14 protein-coding genes are annotated in these 17,880 nt (G+C 66.1%); 9 read left to right on the plus strand and 5 right to left on the minus strand.

Translation table 11 applies throughout. The features are described 5' to 3' along the window. Positions 1-18: 18 nt before the first annotated feature. Entirely contained in the window at positions 19-1,647 is a 1,629-nt protein-coding gene (gene pyrG / locus ABGN05_RS14915; RefSeq protein WP_367954823.1) for a CTP synthase, read from the minus strand. Positions 1,648-1,841: 194 nt separating this feature from the next. Here pyrG and ABGN05_RS14920 point away from each other — a divergent pair, with 194 nt between their 5' ends. Beyond that, positions 1,842-3,491: an isovaleryl-CoA dehydrogenase gene (locus tag ABGN05_RS14920; protein ID WP_367954824.1), complete on the plus strand. Its 1,650-nt coding sequence runs from the start codon at positions 1,842-1,844 to the stop codon at positions 3,489-3,491. A gap of 89 nt (positions 3,492-3,580) precedes the next feature. On the opposite strand, the gene ABGN05_RS14925 is transcribed toward ABGN05_RS14920, so the two are convergent. The 3 genes from ABGN05_RS14925 to tpiA form a co-directional block, all read right to left on the minus strand. Beyond that, a complete protein-coding gene (locus ABGN05_RS14925) occupies positions 3,581-4,459 on the minus strand; it encodes a L,D-transpeptidase (protein WP_367954825.1) in 879 nt (292 codons plus the stop codon). 236 nt (positions 4,460-4,695) lie between these two features. Beyond that, positions 4,696-5,079: a preprotein translocase subunit SecG gene (secG, locus tag ABGN05_RS14930; protein WP_367954826.1), complete on the minus strand. Its 384-nt coding sequence runs from the start codon at positions 5,077-5,079 to the stop codon at positions 4,696-4,698. A 159-nt stretch (positions 5,080-5,238) separates the two neighbouring features. Then, on the minus strand, positions 5,239-6,003 hold the full coding sequence (gene tpiA, locus ABGN05_RS14935) for a triose-phosphate isomerase (protein WP_367954827.1): 765 nt from the start codon (positions 6,001-6,003) through the stop codon (positions 5,239-5,241). Between the two features lie 149 nt (positions 6,004-6,152). Here tpiA and ABGN05_RS14940 point away from each other — a divergent pair, with 149 nt between their 5' ends. The 6 genes from ABGN05_RS14940 to lexA all read left to right on the plus strand — a co-directional run bounded on the left by ABGN05_RS14940 (position 6,153) and on the right by lexA (position 12,415). Beyond that, positions 6,153-8,039 (plus strand): SurA N-terminal domain-containing protein, encoded by a 1,887-nt coding sequence (locus tag ABGN05_RS14940; RefSeq protein WP_367954828.1) that lies wholly within the window; start codon positions 6,153-6,155, stop codon positions 8,037-8,039. Between the two features lie 6 nt (positions 8,040-8,045). After that, positions 8,046-9,068, plus strand: coding sequence for an anthranilate phosphoribosyltransferase (gene trpD / locus ABGN05_RS14945; protein ID WP_367954829.1), 1,023 nt, complete (start codon positions 8,046-8,048; stop codon positions 9,066-9,068). Then, positions 9,065-9,883 carry an indole-3-glycerol phosphate synthase TrpC gene (trpC, locus tag ABGN05_RS14950; RefSeq protein ID WP_367954830.1) on the plus strand — a complete coding sequence of 273 codons (819 nt, stop codon included), beginning with the start codon at positions 9,065-9,067 and terminating at the stop codon, positions 9,881-9,883. Before trpD ends, trpC begins: the two co-directional genes overlap by 4 nt. Before the next feature lie 7 nt (positions 9,884-9,890). Then, the gene (gene moaC / locus ABGN05_RS14955; RefSeq protein ID WP_367954831.1) at positions 9,891-10,382 is read left to right on the plus strand and encodes a cyclic pyranopterin monophosphate synthase MoaC; all 492 of its coding nucleotides are present in this window, start codon (positions 9,891-9,893) and stop codon (positions 10,380-10,382) included. Further along, positions 10,372-11,592, plus strand: a complete 1,221-nt coding sequence (locus ABGN05_RS14960) for a molybdopterin molybdotransferase MoeA (RefSeq protein ID WP_367954832.1) — start codon at positions 10,372-10,374, stop codon at positions 11,590-11,592. The genes moaC and ABGN05_RS14960 overlap by 11 nt, the downstream gene beginning before the upstream one ends. Before the next feature lie 112 nt (positions 11,593-11,704). Then, the gene (lexA, locus tag ABGN05_RS14965) at positions 11,705-12,415 is read left to right on the plus strand and encodes a transcriptional repressor LexA (RefSeq protein WP_367954833.1); all 711 of its coding nucleotides are present in this window, start codon (positions 11,705-11,707) and stop codon (positions 12,413-12,415) included. A 55-nt stretch (positions 12,416-12,470) separates the two neighbouring features. Here the strand turns inward: lexA and ABGN05_RS14970 are convergent, their stop codons facing one another. Then, positions 12,471-14,816 carry a ComEC/Rec2 family competence protein gene (locus ABGN05_RS14970; RefSeq protein WP_367954834.1) on the minus strand — a complete coding sequence of 782 codons (2,346 nt, stop codon included), beginning with the start codon at positions 14,814-14,816 and terminating at the stop codon, positions 12,471-12,473. A 153-nt stretch (positions 14,817-14,969) separates the two neighbouring features. On the opposite strand from ABGN05_RS14970, the gene gltX reads away from it, so the two are divergent. After that, entirely contained in the window at positions 14,970-16,391 is a 1,422-nt protein-coding gene (gene gltX, locus ABGN05_RS14975) for a glutamate--tRNA ligase (protein WP_367954835.1), read from the plus strand. Between the two features lie 186 nt (positions 16,392-16,577). Continuing rightward, on the plus strand, positions 16,578-17,867 hold the full coding sequence (gltA, locus tag ABGN05_RS14980) for a citrate synthase (RefSeq protein WP_367954836.1): 1,290 nt from the start codon (positions 16,578-16,580) through the stop codon (positions 17,865-17,867). The last annotated feature ends 13 nt before the right edge of the window (positions 17,868-17,880 follow it).

Below are 17,880 nucleotides of genomic sequence, written 5' to 3' on the forward strand. Positions count from 1 at the left end.
GCTTTCATTGGCCGGACGTCACACCAGACGCGACTGCTCCACCGCCGCGCCGATGAAGCTCGCAAACAGCGGATGCGGCTCGAAGGGGCGCGACTTCAGTTCGGGATGGTACTGCACGCCGACGAACCAGGGATGGTCGGGATACTCCACGGTTTCCGGGAGCACGCCGTCGGGCGACATGCCAGCGAAGACGAGTCCGCACTGTTCCAGGCGTTCCTTGTAGTCGATGTTGACCTCGTAGCGGTGGCGGTGGCGTTCGGAGATCGCCGTGTCGCCGTAGATCGTGGCGATCTTGGAGTCCGGGGCCAGCCGCGCCTCGTAGGCGCCGAGCCGCATGGTGCCGCCCATGTCGTCTGTCTCGCGCCGCTTCTCCAGCATGTTGCCCTTCAGCCATTCCGTCATCAGGCCCACGACCGGTTCCTTCGCCGGGCCGAACTCGGTCGATGACGCTCCCTCGATGCCTGCCAGCGACCGCGCCGCCTCGATACAGGCCATCTGCATGCCGAAACAGATGCCGAAATACGGCACCTTGCGCTCTCGGGCGAACTTGGCCGCCAGGATCTTGCCCTCCGAACCACGCTCGCCGAAGCCGCCCGGCACCAGAATCCCGTGCACCTTCTCCAGCCAGGGTGCAGGGTCTTCCTTTTCGAACACCTCGCTCTCGATCCAGTCGAGCTTCACCCGCACCCGGTTGGCGATGCCGCCATGGGACAGCGCCTCCATCAGCGACTTGTAGGCGTCCTTCAGTCCCGTATACTTGCCGACCACGGCGATCGTCACCTCGCCCTCGGGATTGTGGATCCGATCGGAAACTTCCTGCCACCGCTCCATGCGGGGCTTGGGCGCCGGATCGATGCCGAAAGCCGCCAGCAATTCGCCGTCCAGCCCTTCCTTGTGATAGGCCATCGGCACATCGTAGATGTGCGAGACGTCGAGCGCCTGGATCACGGCCGATTCGCGCACGTTGCAGAACAGCGAGAGCTTGCGTCGCTCTTCCTTCGGGATCGGCCGGTCCGCGCGGACCAGCAGGATGTCGGGGGCGATGCCGATCGAACGCAGTTCCTTGACCGAGTGCTGCGTCGGCTTGGTCTTCAGCTCGCCGGCCGCCGGTATCCATGGCATCAGCGTGAGGTGGATGTAGACCGCGTTGTTGCGCGGCAGGTCGTTGCCGAGCTGGCGGATCGCCTCCAGGAAGGGCATGGCTTCGATGTCGCCGACCGTTCCGCCGATCTCGCACAGCACGAAATCGTAATCGTCATTGCCTTCGATGACGAAGTTCTTGATCTCGTCGGTGACGTGCGGAATCACCTGGACGGTGGCGCCGAGGTAGTCGCCGCGGCGCTCCTTCTCGATGATGTTCTTGTAGATGCGGCCGGTGGTGATGTTGTCCTGCTGGTTGGCGGACCGGCCCGTGAATCGCTCGTAATGGCCGAGATCGAGATCGGTCTCGGCCCCGTCGTCGGTCACGAAGACCTCGCCGTGCTGGTAGGGCGACATCGTGCCCGGATCGACGTTGAGATAGGGATCGAGCTTCTTGATGCGCGCGCGGTAGCCGCGCGCCTGCAGCAGGGCTCCCAGAGCCGCCGCCGCGATGCCTTTGCCAAGCGAGGAAACCACGCCGCCAGTAATGAATACATATCGCGCCATGGGAGTCAGGGCTTAACGCCGGCACTCCGATTCCGCCAGAGGAAAAATCCGGGCTGCCAACCTTTCCACCGGCTGCTTGCGGACGTGCGTCGGCAAGGGCGATTGCCGATGATCTGAATATGTGGTTCCACCGTGGCAACGTCCCAGCAGTTCTCGCCGCAACCCGGGAGTGAAGAAAGCCAGGAGGAAGCCCGATGACCGCCCTGCCCTCTTTCGAGACCCATGAGGTCCTGAACCAGCCGCCCGCGCTGGAAGATGTCGATCTCTTCGCCACCGACCGCGCGCTGGCCAACGCGGTGAAGGCCATGGGAGCGGGCGACGCCGCCGGCCGCCTGTCCGCCTATGGTTCGAGGCTCGGCAAGGCGGAGACGATCGAGCTCGGCCGCACCGTCCATCGATTTCCGCCGCAGTTGAAGACCTTCGACCGGTTCGGCCACCGGCGCGACGAGGTCGAGTTCCACCCGGCCTGGCATGCGATCATGGACATGATCATCGGCGAGGGACTGCACTCGGCGCCCTGGTCAGATCCGGCGCCTCGTGCCCACACGGCGCGCGCCGCCGCCTACATCATGCACGCTCAGGTCGAGCCCGGCAGCCAGTGCCCGACGACCATGACCTATGGCAGCGTTCCGGCGCTCCGGGGTGAGACCGGCATCGCCGCCACGGTCCTGTCGATGGCCCTCACCCGTACCTATGACCGCCGCGACATCTATGTGGGCGAGAAGAACGGCGCGCTCGTGGGCATGGGCATGACGGAAAAGCAGGGCGGATCCGATGTCCGCGCCAACACCACAGTCGCGTCTCCGGCCGGTCCGGACGGCGAGTACGTAATCACCGGGCACAAATGGTTCTTCTCCTGTCCGCAGATCGATGCGCACCTGGTTCTCGCGCAGTCGCCCGGCGGACTGTCCTGTTTCCTCGTGCCTCGCCGGCTGCCCGACGGGTCCCGCAACGCGGTGCGCATCCAGCGGCTCAAGGACAAGGTCGGCAACAAGTCGAATGCTTCCTCGGAGGTCGAATTCCAGAACGCGCATGGCTGGCTGATCGGCGAACAAGGGCGCGGCATTCCGACCATCCTCGAGATGGGCACCTACACCCGCCTCGACTGCGCGCTCGGTTCGGCCGGCCTGCTACGCGGCGCGGTGGCGCAGGCTCTGCACCACGTGTTCCACCGCCGCGCCTTCCAGCGTCACCTGATCGACCAGCCGCTGATGACCAACGTCGTCGCCGATCTCGCGGTCGAATCGGAAGCCGCGACGCTGCTCGCGCTGCGGCTTGCCCGCGCCTTCGACGATGCCGCGCAAGGCGATGCCGAGGCGGCCGCCTTCGTGCGGCTGTGCACGCCCGCGGTGAAATACTGGGTGTGCAAGCGCGCCCCGAACGGCGTCGTGGAGTCCATGGAGGTGCTCGGCGGCAACGGCTATGTCGACGAAGGTCCGCTGGGGATGCTCTACAAGGAGATCCCGCTTAACTCGATCTGGGAAGGGTCGGGCAACGTCATGTGCCTCGACGTGCTGCGCGCCCTGCAGAAGACGCCGGACGCGATGGACGCCTACATGGCCGAGATCGCGCCGGCGCTGAGCGACGACCGCAGGCTCGCCGCGGCAGCGCGCGCGCTCGAAGAGGAATTTACCGACCGCGGGGAGATGGAACACCGCGCGCGACGCCTCGTCGAGCGGATGATGACCGTGCTCCAGGGCGCCGTGCTCGTCAGGCACGCGCCGGCCGCGGTCGCCGACGCGTTCTGCGCAACCCGCCTCGGAGGAGACTGGGGGCACGCCTTCGGAACACTGCCGCGAGGCGTCGACGCGCGGGCCATCGCCGAGCGCGCCCGGCCAGCCTGAACCGCCCCGCGCGCAGACACCATCGTCTGGCGCAGCAAGCAATGCTCGGGAACAAGCGGCCTGCCCGATGCAGGCCGTTCAAACGGGTGTCAGAGTACCACGACTTCCGTACCGACGCTCACGCGGCCGTACAAATCCATCACGTGCTCGTTGATCATCCGGAAGCAGCCGTTCGAGGAATTCGTCCCGATGGTCTGTGGCTGGTTCGTGCCGTGGATGCGGATGTGCGTGTCCTTCTTGCCCTGGTAGAGGTAGATCGCGCGCGCCCCGAGCGGGTTTGCGGGACCTCCCGGCATGCCGTCCTTGTATTGGCCGTACTTCTTCGGTTCGCGCTTCTGCATGTCGAGCGTGGGGATCCAGCGCGGCCATTCCTGCTTGTCGCCGACCTTGGCGGAACCCTTGAACTCCAGTCCCTCGCGGCCGACCGCGATGGCGTAACGGCGGGCGCTCGTCGGCGATTCGACAAGATAGAGGAAGCGCTGACCCGTATCGATGACGATGGTCCCGCGCTTGTAGCCGGAGAAGGCGACGGTCTGGGGAACGAACTCGTCCTTGACTGCGAATTTCCTGCCCTTCTGCGTCTGTTCCAGTACGCCGTCGAGCGCCTCGGTCTGGGGCAGCAACCGGGCCGCCGGGCTGCCGAAGAGGCCGCCGAACAGGCCGGTCTGCTGCTGCACGGTGCTGCGCAGCTCGCCATTGTTCCCACTTGAAACGACTTCGGCGACGGTCGGAACCGGAACGCTCGGCTTCTCCTTCTTCGGGGCAGGCGTCTTCTGACGCTCCACCACGGCTTTGGATTTCTCCTTCGACGCGACCTTCGCCTTTTCGTTCCTGGCCGGCTCCTTCTTCAGGGACAAGGGCGGCGGAGCGAAGCGATCCCGGTCACCTTCGGCACGCGCCGAGCCCAACGCAGCGACCGCGACCGCGGCAGTCAATCCCAATGCAAGCAACACACGCGCAATACGCATCGTCTCGATCCATCCTTCGCTACCGCTCAGACGGTCGAGTAAACATCGATCCGCGAGCCGCGGCATCATAGCGGATGAAGCTCATTTTGCTCAACAAGCATCCACTGTTCCCGGGCGCGGTAGAGCGAACCGAGCAAAAAAGGGTTGCAGCAAAACAACAGTCGAAGAAGGGAGCCGCCCGCGCCATGAAAAAACGGCCGGACAACCGGCCGTTTCATTGCGAGACTGGACGATGGCTACTGGTTGGGAACCTGGGGTCCCGCGGGCGCGGCCGGTTGGGCCGGCGCGGGAGTGTCGCCGCCGCCGAGCTGATCCAGGACACCGCCGCCACCGCCGCCCGTTCCGTTTTCCTGTTGCTGCTGGCCCGCGGGCAGGCGCTCGAGGATGTCGATCGGCTGCTCGCCGTAGCGTGCGATGAGCGTCAGTCCGAGCGACGTCACGAAGAAGGCCGCTGCGAGAATGGCGGTCGCCCGCGTCAGCGCATTCGCGGCGCCTCGCGCGGTCATGAAGCCGGACCCGCCGCCGATGCCCAGGCCTCCGCCCTCCGAACGCTGCAGAAGGACGACCCCCACGAGGGCGAGGACGATCATCAGGTGGACGACAACGAGTACGGTTTCCATATTTCCAATCCGCGGAAATTTTCCGGCGAGTTCTGAGCCTTGGGAGAAGACGCGGCTCAATACACGCCTTTTGCGTCGTTTCCAAGTCTGAGTGCCCCAGGGCACGGATGCGGCGGGATGTGGGTGTCCCGCGCCCTCATGTCAAACGAATTCGGGCCGCTACAGAGACCTGTAGGCCTCCGCGATTCCGAGAAAGTCCGCGGCTTTCAGGCTGGCGCCTCCGACGAGCGCGCCGTCGACGTTGTCGACCGACATCAGTTCGACCGCATTGGAGGGCTTCACCGAGCCGCCGTACAGGATGCGGGTTTTCGCCGCTTCGGCGTTCATCTTCTTTGCCAGTTCCCCGCGAATGTGCGCGTGCGCCTGCGCCACGTCCTGGGCCGTCGGGGTCAGGCCCGTACCGATGGCCCAGACGGGCTCGTAGGCAATGACGGTGTTCTTGGACGTGGCGCCGGGCGGCACCGAGCCGGCGATCTGGCGGGAGAGGACGTCGAGCGTTCTCCCTGCATCGCGCTCGCCCCGGGTCTCTCCCACGCAGATGATGGCGGTCAGGCCTCCGAGCCACGCTGCTTCGGCCTTGATCAGGACCTGCGCGTCTGTCTCCCCGTGGTCCGCCCGCCGCTCGGAATGGCCGACGATGACGTGGCTCGCACCGGCATCCTTGAGCATCTCCGCCGATATGTCGCCGGTATGGGCACCGCTCGGCCGCGCATGGCAATCCTGGCCGCCGCAACGCACGGGGGTCGAGGACAGGATCTCGTGGGCCCGCCAGAGAAGCGTGGCCGGCACGCACAGCAAGGCATCGGTCTCGGCATCGAGCCCGCTCATGAAGCCATGGCCGATCGACCGTATCTCGGGGAGCGAAACGCTGGTGCCGTTCATTTTCCAGTTGCCCGCGACGAGCGGCCGGATGCCCTTGGTCATGATTGAAATCCCGATAGGAAACGCGAAGATGCGCGGGTTTCCTACCAAATCGGCACCATAAAGCAATCGACACCCGCCTCGAAGGAGTCTATTTGCTCACCTGAATGCGCGGCCTTCTCGCGCGCCAACGTCACGAATTCGGAACACAAATGCTCGACTCACTACGCGCGGCGGCCGGAACCTGGGTGGCGAAGCTCCTGCTTCTGCTTCTGGTCCTCAGCTTCGCCGTCTGGGGGATATCCGGCCAGCTGGCGGGAACCGCCGGCGGCGACGTCGTCACGGCCGGCGACACCACGGTGTCCGCGCTCGACTACCGGCTGGCCTACGACCGGCAGCTTTCGGCTATTTCCCAGCAGTTTGGCGGCCGCATCACGCGGGAGCAGGCGGTGGCGTTCGGCCTCGACAACCAGGTCCTCGGTCAGGTCATCGCCGGTGCCGTACTGGACGAGCAGGCGCGCGACATGCATCTCGGGGTTTCGAAGGACCGGCTTGCCTTGCTGACCGCCGAGGATCCTGCGTTCCAAGGGCCGAATGGAGGCTTCGACCGCCGGCAGTTCGAGTTCGTCCTTCGGCAGATCGGCATGCGGCCGGAAGACTATCTGAAGAACCGGCAGCAGGTCGCCGTGCGTCAGCAGATCGTCGATGCCGTTTCAGATGGTTTGTCGGTGCCCGACACCTTCATGCGCGCCATGGCGCTCTACCAGGGCGAGGACCGGACAGCGGAATACCTCGTCCTGCCCGAAGCGCTCGTGGAACCGGTCGAAGAGCCGTCCGACCAGGTGCTTGCCGCGTACTTCGAGGAGAACAAGGCGCGCTATGCGGCACCGGAATACCGCCGCGTTTCCTACGTCAAGCTCGAGCCATCCGACATCGCCGATCCGTCCTCGATCACCGACGAACAGGTGGCGGAGGACTACAAGAACAACGCGGACCACTATACGACCCCGGAACGACGCAGGATCGAGCAGATCGTGTTCGCGAACCAGGATGCCGCCAAGATCGCCGCCGATCGGATTTCGGGCGGCGCCACGTTCGAACAGATGGTCACCGCGGAAGGAAAGACACTGGAGGACGTGAAGCTCGGCACGATCGAGAAGGCGCGCGTTCCCGACCGGGCGATCGCCGAAGCCGCTTTCGCGCTCCAGAAGAACGAAGTCAGCGGGATCATCGACGGCGCCTTCGGTCCGGCCATCGTCCGGGTGACCGAGATCACGCCGGAAGTGGTGAAGCCGCTCGCGGAGGTGAAGGAGGAGATTCGCCAGGATCTCGCGCTCGCCGAAGCCAACCGTATCCTGCTCGACGTGCACGATCGCTACGAAGATGCACGTGCCGGGGGTTCGACCATGCGGGAGGCGGCCGCGGACCTCGGCCTCGAGGCGGTGACGATCGAAGCGATCGATTCGTCCGGCCGCGGGCCGGACGGAGAGACGCTGTCGCAGATTCCGGAGCTGCCGCAGCTGATCGGCGGCGTGTTCGACACGGAAGTCGGCGTCGAGAACCCCGCGATCAACATCGGATCCAGCGGATTCCTCTTCTACGAAGTCGAAGGCGTCACGCCCAGCCGCGATCGTACCCTCGAGGAAATGAAGCCGAAGGTGCTTGCCGACTGGCTCACGGCCGAGAAGTCGTCGCGGATATCGAAGAAGGCCGAGGAAATCAGGAAGCGGGTCGCCGACGGAGCTTCGCTGGACGACATCGCCGCCGAACTCGGTCTGGAGAAGCAGGTCAAGCGCGGCATCAGGCGCGGCGCCGCGGATGCCGACATCGGCGAAGCCGGCGTTGCCGGCGTGTTCGGTGTTGCCGAGGGCGGCACCGGGACGACTCCGACGCCGGCCGGCGACGGCCAGATCGTCTACAAGGTCACGGAGGTGTTCGAGCCGGCGGGAGCCAGCGCCGAATCGCTGACGCCGCAGACGCGCGAGGCGCTCCAGTCTGGCTGGTCGGACGATCTGCTCGACCAGCTCGTCTCGGAGCTGCGCGGCCGCTACGACGTGCGCGTCAACCAGTCGGCCATCCAGCAGGCCCTGAGCTTTTGACGCGGGATGAGCGACTTCAAGCCATTCATCGCCAAGGTCGCGTCGGGTAGCGCGCTGACGTTCGACGAAGCGCGCGCCGCCTTCGACATCGTCATGTCGGGGGAAGCCACGCCGGCGCAGATCGGCGGCTTTCTCATGGCCATGCGTGTGCGCGGCGAAACCGTCGAGGAGATCTCCGGCGCCGTCGCGACGATGCGCGCCAAGATGCTGCCGGTTGAGGCGCCCGCGGACGCGATCGACATCGTCGGCACCGGCGGCGACGTTTCGGGCTCCTACAACATATCGACCTGCGCGGCCTTCGTGCTGGCCGGCGCCGGGGTCAACGTCGCCAAGCACGGCAACCGGGCCCTGTCGTCCAAGTCCGGCGCCGCCGACACTCTGTCGGCGCTGGGTATTGACCTCGACATCGGTCCGGCCGGTATCGCGGCGTGCATCCGCGAGGCCGGCGTCGGCTTCATGTTTGCGCCGAAGCACCATTCGGCGATGAAGCATGTCGGGCCCGCCCGGGTCGAACTCGGAACCCGTACCATCTTCAACCTGCTCGGCCCGCTGTCGAACCCGGCCGGCGTGAAGCGCCTGCTGGTCGGCGTCTTCGCGCCCGAATGGGTCGAGCCGGTGGCAAACGTGCTGAAGACCCTCGGCGCCGAGGCCGCCTGGGTGGTGCATGGCGACGGTCTCGACGAGGTCACCACGGCGGGCACCACCAGGGTGGCGGCGCTGAAGGACGGGGTCGTGGACGTGTTCACGATCGAACCCGAGGATGCGGGCCTGGCGCGCGCCGCCTTCGCCGATCTCCGTGGCGGCGATGCGGCCCACAACGCGCTGGCGCTACGATCGGTGCTCGGAGGCGAGAAATCCCCCTACCGCGACATCGTCCTGGCGAACGCAGCAGCAGCACTCGTCGTGGCGGGACGAGCCCCCACGCTGCGCGACGGCGTCTCTCTGGCAGCGGAATCGATCGACAGCGGCAAGGCCGAGAAGGCCCTCGAACGGCTGGTTGCCGTCTCGAACCGCGAGGCCGGCGAATGACCGACATCCTGCGCAGGATCGAGGCCTACAAGCGCGACGAGATCGCCGCGGCGAAGGCGCTCGTCCCGCTTGCCGACATGCGGGCGCGCGCGCTGGACGCCTCCCCTCCCCGCGACTTCGCCGACGCGATCCGCGCAAGGATCGATGCAGGCGCCTTCGCACTGATCGCTGAGATCAAGAAGGCAAGCCCGTCCAAAGGGCTGATCCGGCCCGACTTCGACCCGCCCGCACTCGCCCGGGCCTATGAATATGGCGGTGCCGCCTGCCTGTCAGTGCTGACCGACACGCCTTCGTTCCAGGGCGCGCCCGAATTCTTGACAGCCGCGCGTTCGGAGACGTCGCTGCCGGCGCTGCGCAAGGATTTCATGTTCGAACCCTACCAGGTCTACGAGGCCCGAAGCTGGGGTGCCGATGCAATCCTGATCATCATGGCGAGCGTCTCGGACGGCGAGGCGCAAGCGCTGGAGGAAGCCGCCCGCTCGCTCGGGATGGCGGTACTCGTGGAGGTACACGACGAACCGGAAATGGAACGCGCGCTTCGGCTTTCCTCGCCGCTGATCGGCATCAACAACCGCAATCTGCGGACCTTCGAGGTCGATCTCGCGACATCCGAGCGTCTGGCCGCGATGGTTCCCGGCGACCGCATCCTCGTTGGCGAAAGCGGCATCTCCACGAACGGCGACTGCCGGCGGCTCGCCGCGCACGGCATCAAGACGTTCCTCGTCGGCGAAAGCCTGATGCGCCGGGAAGACGTCACGGCGGCCACGAAGGCGCTGCTCGGGCTCGGCACGTCGGACGTGCGGAAGTCGGCCTGAGGTCCTCATGCCCGGGAAGGCCGCCCTCACCCACATCGGCGCTTCCGGTGAAGCGCACATGGTCGACGTGGGCGCGAAGGCCGAAACCGCGCGCGTGGCGGTCGCCGAGGGCAGCGTCGCGATGGCGCCCGCCACCTTGCGCATGATCCTCGACGGCAATGCCAAAAAGGGAGACGTGCTCGGCACGGCGCGGATCGCCGGGATTATGGCGGCCAAGAAGACGCACGAACTGATTCCGCTCTGCCATCCGCTCATGCTGAACAAGGTGTCGGTCGAGATCGACCCGGACGAGAGCCTGCCCGGGCTGCGCGTCAGGGCCACCGCGTCGGTGACCGGCAAGACCGGCGTGGAGATGGAGGCGCTCACCGCCGTCTCGGTTGCATGCCTCACCATCTACGACATGGCCAAGGCGGTCGACCGCGGCATGATCATCTCGGGCATCCGCCTGCTGGAGAAGTCGGGCGGCAAATCGGGCGACTGGCACGTCGATGCAGGCTAAGGCAACGGCACTCATCCCCGTCGACGAGGCGCTGCGCCTGCTTCTCGACGGCGTCAGGCCGCTGGACGCCGAACGCCTGCCGATCGCGGAATGCGGCGACCGCATTCTCGCCACGGACATACGTTCCCTGCGCACCCAGCCGCCGTTCGACGCCTCCGCCATGGACGGCTACGCGGTACGCTCGGCCGACGTCGCCCGGCTGCCGGCCAGGCTGCGGGTGATCGGGTCTGCGCCGGCGGGACGACCGTTTTCCGGCGCCGTCGGCCCGGGTGAGGCGGTCCGTATCTTCACCGGCGCGCCGATGCCCGAAGGCAGCGACTGCGTCCTGATCCAAGAAGACGCCGCCTCGGTCGCAGACGACATGATAGAGGCGAAGGAGACCGTCGCCGCCAGCCGCCACGTGCGCGCCCGTGGCCTCGATTTTTCAGAAGGCCAGCCGCTCCTGGATCGGGGACGCCGGCTCGACCCGCCGGCCCTGTCGCTCGCCGCCTCGGCCAATCATGCCGCACTCGACGTTGTGAGGAAGCCGCTCGTGGCGATCATCGCGACCGGCGATGAACTGCTGCCACCCGGCAGCGTCGTGGGACCCGGCCAGATCATTGCTTCGAACGGGCTCGGCGTGGCGGAGATCGTCCGGTCGGCGGGGGCTCGGGTCCTCGACTGTGGGATCGTGGCGGACGACCGCGACGCGATCTCGGCCACGCTCGACCGGGCGCTCGAAGCGGGCGCGGACCTCATCGTGACCATCGGCGGCGCGTCGGTCGGGGTCCACGACCTCGTGCGCGAGGTGCTGACGGCACGCGGCGGCGAGCTCGACTTCTGGAAGATCGCCATGCGGCCGGGCAAGCCGCTCATGGCGGGAACGCTCGGCGGCCGCAAGATCGTCGGCCTGCCCGGCAATCCGGTCGCGAGCCTCGTCTGCTCCTACGTCTTCCTGAAGCCGCTGGTCGCGTGCATGGCGGGCCGGCTGCACGAGGCCGACTTGCGGCAGGGCATCCTTGGTGCGCCCGTCCCCGCGAACGACCAGCGACAGGACTATCTGCGCGCCGCAATCCGCCGGGAAGCGGATGGGATTGTCGCAACGCCTTCAGCGATCCAGGATTCCTCCATGTTGCGCGTGATGGCGGATTCCGCCGCTCTGATCGTGCGCGCGCCCTTCGCGCCGCCCGCCGACGCCGGAGAGGAATGCCAGCTCCTGATGCTGTCGTGAACGAACGGTAAACAGATTCACTCAAATTTAAACTGTTGCGGAACAAGACTGGAACAGATAGGTTTGTTCCGGTTTTGTTTTTTAGCCGTCCGATTCCCCGAGGGGTGCAAAGATGCTGACGCGCAAGCAACACGAACTCCTGCTCTTCATCCACGAGCGGCTGAAGGAGTCGGGAATTCCCCCCTCCTTCGACGAGATGAAGGAGGCGCTCGACCTGGCGTCGAAATCGGGCATCCATCGCCTGATAACGGCTCTTGAAGAGCGCGGCTTCATCCGGCGGCTGCCGAACCGGGCTCGCGCGCTGGAGGTGATCCGGCTGCCCGAGTCCATCGCGCCTGGGCTTGGCGGACCGCGCAAGTTTTCCCCGAGCGTCATCGAAGGCAGCCTTTCGAGAAAGCCTGAACCGGCCCCCGCGCGCCGGGCGAGCAACGACGACACGGCGGCGATTTCCATTCCCGTCATGGGCAGGATCGCAGCCGGCGTTCCCATCGACGCAATCCAGCACCAGACGCATTCCGTCGCGGTTCCGCCGGACATGCTCTCCGGCGGCGAACATTTCGCACTCGAGGTCAGGGGCGATTCCATGATCGAGGCGGGCATTCTCGACGGCGATACGGTGGTGATCCGCAGCACCTCGACCGCCAGTCCGGGCGAGATCGTCGTGGCGCTCGTGGACGACGAGGAGGCCACATTGAAGCGTTTCCGCCGCAAGGGCGCCTCGATCGCGCTCGAAGCGGCCAATCCCGCCTACGAAACCCGCATCTTCGGGCCGGATCGGGTGAAGGTCCAGGGCCGTCTGGTCGGGCTGATCCGGCGGTATTGAAGCCGGGCCAGTCCTCCGTCCCCTCGGTTCGACGGAGATTCGCGTTGGGCGACCGCTACGGCTCCCGCTTGTAAGGCGGCATTCCGCGGGCCTCCCGCGAATACCGCCGATGATCATGCCAGGGCCGGTACGGCTCCCGTACGGCGAACCGGATCTCGGCGCGAGGTTCCTCCCCTTCCTCCGCCAAGCGGATCTCGGCACTGCCACGCCGCGCGAGGTCGCGTTTGATGACGACGAGCACCTTTGCCGAGGCGCACGGGTTCGCTGCCGTCGCATCGTCGATCACCAGGACGTCGACGAAACCGCAGAGCGAGCCCGCGTTCCCTCCGGCGGGCACGAACGCCACCATCGCTCCGCCGCCGTGTCGCGCGATGCAACCCGTGTCGTTGCAGACGAAGACCTCCGAAGCGCGTTGTGCCGTTGTGACCGCCGTAAGCGATTCGGAGGTGGAAACCGGTGTCGCAACCTTGTGTGTCATTGCCGCGTCCATCCAGATACCGGTGACGAAACGGTTCGGGCGCTCCTTGCTGACGGCAAGTTCCCCGGCCCGCGTGCGCATCGCGATCAAGTTTCCATCCTCCGAGAGCAGGACGTCCGGGAGATCGCGCGCCGCGATGAGCGCAATTCCCACGATCAAAAACGGCAAGGCGGCGAGGCGCAGCCATGTCGACAGGACGGTCACGAGCACAAGCGCGATGGTCATCGAAAGCACGGCCGACAGCGGGATCGCGCCGACCGCGTCGAACGGCGTGCGTTGGGCAAGCCATTGGGCGATCGAGACCATGACCCCGATCCCCCACCCCATGACATCGAGCGCGAAGCCTTCGAGGCCCAACGGCATCAGGATGCCGGCAAGAACCGCCGAAGGCATGATCACGAAGGACACGACCGGCATGGCGCCGAGATTGGCGAGGAGACCGAGCGGTGCCATGCGGTGGAAATGCCAGACGCCATAGAGCGCAGTCGCGGTTCCCGCTACAAGGGAGGTCACCGCGATGCCGGCGCAGTAGAGCAGGAAGAGCCGCAAGCCGTTGCCGACCGTCGAGCCTCGCGCAGGTTGCCCTCCCGTGAAACGGTCCGATCGACGCTCGGACCACCAGGCGTAGGCCGCGATCAGCGCCGCCGTGGCGGCGAACGACATCTGGAAGCTCGGCCCGACGACCTCGTGCGGGGCGATCGCGATGACGATGAGCGCCGAGATCGCGAGATTGCGCATCGTGATCGCCGACCGGTCGAACAGCAGCGCTACCAGCATCACGGCGATCATGATGAAGCTGCGCTGTGCCGCGACCGCCGCGCCCGAAATCAACAGGTAGTAGCCCGCCGCCAGTAACGCGACGGCGGCCGCGTACTTCTTCACGGGCAGGCGCGAGGCGAACCCGGGAAACAGCGCGAAGACGAAGCGCAGCGCGAACATGACCGTGCCGGCGACGAGCGCCATATGCAGTCCCGAAATTGACAGGACGTGCGCGAGGCCGGTCTTTCGTAGCGCCTCGTTGATCTCCTCCGGAATACCCGCGCGCGTTCCGGCGATGAGCGCCGCCGCGATCTGGCCTTCGGGTCCGTCGATCCGGCCGGTGATCCGGCCCGCGATCGCCTGGCGCATGTCGGCGATCCGGGCGGAAAGGACCGCGCGCCAGTCCGGCGCTTCGTCGAGGCTCACCGATTCTGGATCGGAAAGAAAGAACCCGGTGGCGCCGATGCCGTCCATGTAGCTCTCGAAGGCGAAGTCGTAGCCGAACGGCCGGGCCGGCCCCGAGGGAGGGAAGAGCCGAGCGTAGCCGGCAACGCGGTCCCCCGCGCGGATTTCGGCAGGCAGGGACCGTGCCGAAAGCCGGACCCGCTCCGGCGCGTATCGAAGCACCGGCCGGTCGGTCGACCGAAGGTCGATCGTGAGCCGGACCCGGCCGCTTGCCTGACGTTCGAGCGCCACCACCCGGCCGGTCACGAACGTCGGGATCTCGGAGCCGAGCATTCTGGTCCCGGCACGCCAGGTCTCGAGCTTTCCGGCGAGCATGCCCAGCATGGACACGATGAGGATCGTCGACAGAAGCCGCCACACACCGGCCCGCGGGAGAAAGGCGCGCGCGAGCAAGCAAGATGCCAGGCCAGCGGCCACAAATGTGAACGGCGGTTCCAGGGGCAGTGCCCAATACAGCGCCGCACCCGAGCACAGAATCACCGGAAGAAACAGGAAAGCCGTTCCGCGGTCGCGCTCTGCGGCGACGGCGTCCGCCAGCGCCGCTCCCAGGGAATTGGCGATGGCATCCATCCGCGCGGCCGGCCGATACGCGACGCCTCCTGCGTTCTTATGCTCACGGTCCGCGCCTGCCGTCACGAGCACGCCCGGGACGGGCAGCATCCCCCTTTCCTCCGGATCCGGTTCGTCGACCGTCGCCATCGCGACCCCGTCCCTGCCGTCGAAAGGTGGCCCCCGAAGGTCCCGACATGTCCGACGGCTTGCACCCCGATGATCCTATGCTACATGAACGCCACCCGAAATCACCCGCGCAGTGGCACCAAGGCGCCCAGCACGCAAAGCTCCCGGAAACCGATGTCCGCACCCGTCGTCACGCGCTTCGCGCCGTCCCCCACCGGTTACCTTCACATCGGCGGCGCGCGGACCGCGCTCTTCAACTGGCTTTTCGCCCGGCACACGGGCGGCAGGATGCTGCTGCGGATCGAGGATACCGATCGCGAGCGCTCGACGGAAGCGGCGACCGCGGCGATCCTCGACGGCCTTTCCTGGCTCGGCCTCACCTGGGACGGCGAACCCGTCTCGCAGTTCGCCCGCGCCGACCGCCACCGCGAGATCGGGGAAGAACTCGTCAGGCGCGGCAAGGCCTATCGCTGCTACGCATCCCAGGCCGAACTGGAGGAGATGCGCGAAAGGGCGCGGGCGGAAGGCCGCCCACCCCGCTACGATGGCCGCTGGCGCGACCGCGATCCGTCCGAGGCGCCAGCCGGCGTGAAGCCGGTCATTCGCATCAAGGCGCCCCGCGAGGGCGAGACGATCGTGCACGACAAGGTTCAGGGAGAGGTCCGCTTCCCCAACAAGGACCTCGACGATTTCATCATCCTGCGCTCGGACGGCAACCCGACCTACATGCACGCCGTCGTAGTCGACGATCACGACATGGGCATCACCCACATCATCCGCGGCGACGACCACCTGACGAACGCGGCGCGTCAGACGATCATCTACCAGGCCATGGACTGGGACGTGCCGGTGATGGCGCACATCCCGCTCATCCACGGAGCGGACGGCGCCAAGCTGTCGAAGCGGCACGGCGCGCTCGGGGTCGAGGCCTACCGCGCCATGGGATATCTCCCGGAGGCGCTGCGCAACTATCTCGCCCGGCTCGGATGGAGCCACGGCGACGATGAAGTGATGTCCACGGACGAGATGATCGGCTGGTTCGAGATCGAGGACGTGAACAAGGGCGCGGCACGATTCGATTTCCAGAAGCTGGAAGCGCTGAACGGCATGCACATGCGCCGGATTCCGGATGCCGAACTCCTCGACATCCTCGTCGCGACCCTGCCCTACATCGAAGGCGGGAAGGCTATCGCCGGCAAGCTCGACGATGGGCGTAGGCGCATGCTGCTCGAAGCCATGCCGGGCTTGAAGGAGCGCGCGAAGACGCTGGTGGAACTGGCCGACAGCGCCGGATATCTGTTCGTCGAGAGGCCGTTGGAACTGGACGAAAAGGCCGAAAAACTCGTCGGGGAGCCGCCGCGTGAAGTCCTCGCGGGTGCGAAGGCGGCCCTGGAAGCCATCACGGGCGACTGGAACGCAGCGACAACGGAATCGGCGATCCGCGCCTACGTGGCCGAAACCGGGCTTAAGCTCGGCGCGGTGGCGCAGCCGCTGCGTGCCGCTCTCACCGGCCGTTCGACTTCACCCGGCGTGTTTGACGTTCTCTCTGTGCTCGGCCGCGAGGAGAGCCTCGGCCGCATCGCCGACCTGTTGTGACCGTATCGACCGAAACGGGAGCGGCGGGCAGTTCATTTGGACAATGTGGCTTTTCGCGCTGCAACATTAGGCGCGTCCGCAACTTGGCATCCGCGGTGAAATGGGCTAGCTAGATCACCATTCCAGACCGCGATTTTTCATCGCGGAACTCTTTCCACATAGCCGATTGACGATAAGGAGTCCGCGATGACCGATTCAACCGCAAAGCTCGATTTCGGCGGTAAGGAAATCGAACTCAACGTCCGCCAGGGCTCGATCGGACCGGAAGTCATCGACATCGGGAAACTCTACGCTCAGACCGGCGCCTTCACCTACGATCCGGGCTTCACGTCCACCGCGAGCTGCGAATCCGAGATCACGTTCATCGACGGCGACGAGGGCGTGCTGCTCCACCGCGGCTATCCCATCGAGCAGCTTGCCGAGCACGGCGACTTCCTCGAGGTGTGCTATCTGCTGCTCTACGGCGAACTGCCGACGAAGACGCAGAAGGAGGACTTCGATTACCGCGTCACCCGGCACACCATGGTGCACGAGCAGATGTCGCGGTTCTTCACCGGCTTCCGCCGCGACGCCCATCCGATGGCGGTGATGTGCGGAGTGGTGGGCGCGCTGTCGGCCTTCTATCACGACTCGACCGACATCTCGGATCCCTATCAGCGCATGGTCGCCTCGATGCGGCTGATCGCCAAGACGCCGACGATCGCCGCGATGGCCTACAAGTACCATATCGGTCAGCCCTTCGTTTACCCGAAGAACGATCTCGATTACGCGGCGAACTTCCTCAACATGTGCTTCGCCGTGCCGTGCGAGGACTACAAGGTGAACCCGGTTCTGGCGCGCGCGATGGACCGAATCTTCATCCTGCACGCCGATCACGAGCAGAACGCGTCGACCTCGACCGTCCGCCTCGCCGGCTCCTCGGGCGCCAATCCGTTCGCCTGCATCGCGGCCGGCATCGCCTGCCTCTGGGGTCCCGCCCATGGCGGTGCGAACGAAGCGGCGCTGAACATGCTGGCCGAGATTGGCAGCGTCGACCGCATCCCCGAATTCATCGATCGCGCCAAGGACAAGAACGATCCGTTCCGTCTCATGGGCTTCGGGCATCGCGTCTACAAGAACTATGATCCGCGCGCCAAGATCATGCAGAAGACCACCCACGAGGTGCTCGGCGAGCTCGGCATCAAGGACGATCCGCTGCTCGACGTCGCGATGGAACTGGAGAAGATCGCGCTCACGGATGAATACTTCATCGAGAAGAAGCTCTACCCGAACATCGACTTCTACTCCGGCATCACGCTCAAGGCGCTCGGCTTCCCCACCACCATGTTCACCGTCCTGTTCGCGGTCGCCCGCACCGTCGGCTGGGTGGCGCAGTGGAAGGAGATGATCGAGGATCCGCACCAGAAGATCGGCCGGCCGCGCCAGCTCTACACCGGCGCGCCGCAGCGCGATTACGTGGCGATCGCCAAGCGCTGATTTCCCAAAACGA

This window comes from Aquibium pacificum (genome assembly GCF_040839445.1).
Taxonomy (GTDB): domain Bacteria; phylum Pseudomonadota; class Alphaproteobacteria; order Rhizobiales; family Rhizobiaceae; genus Aquibium; species Aquibium pacificus.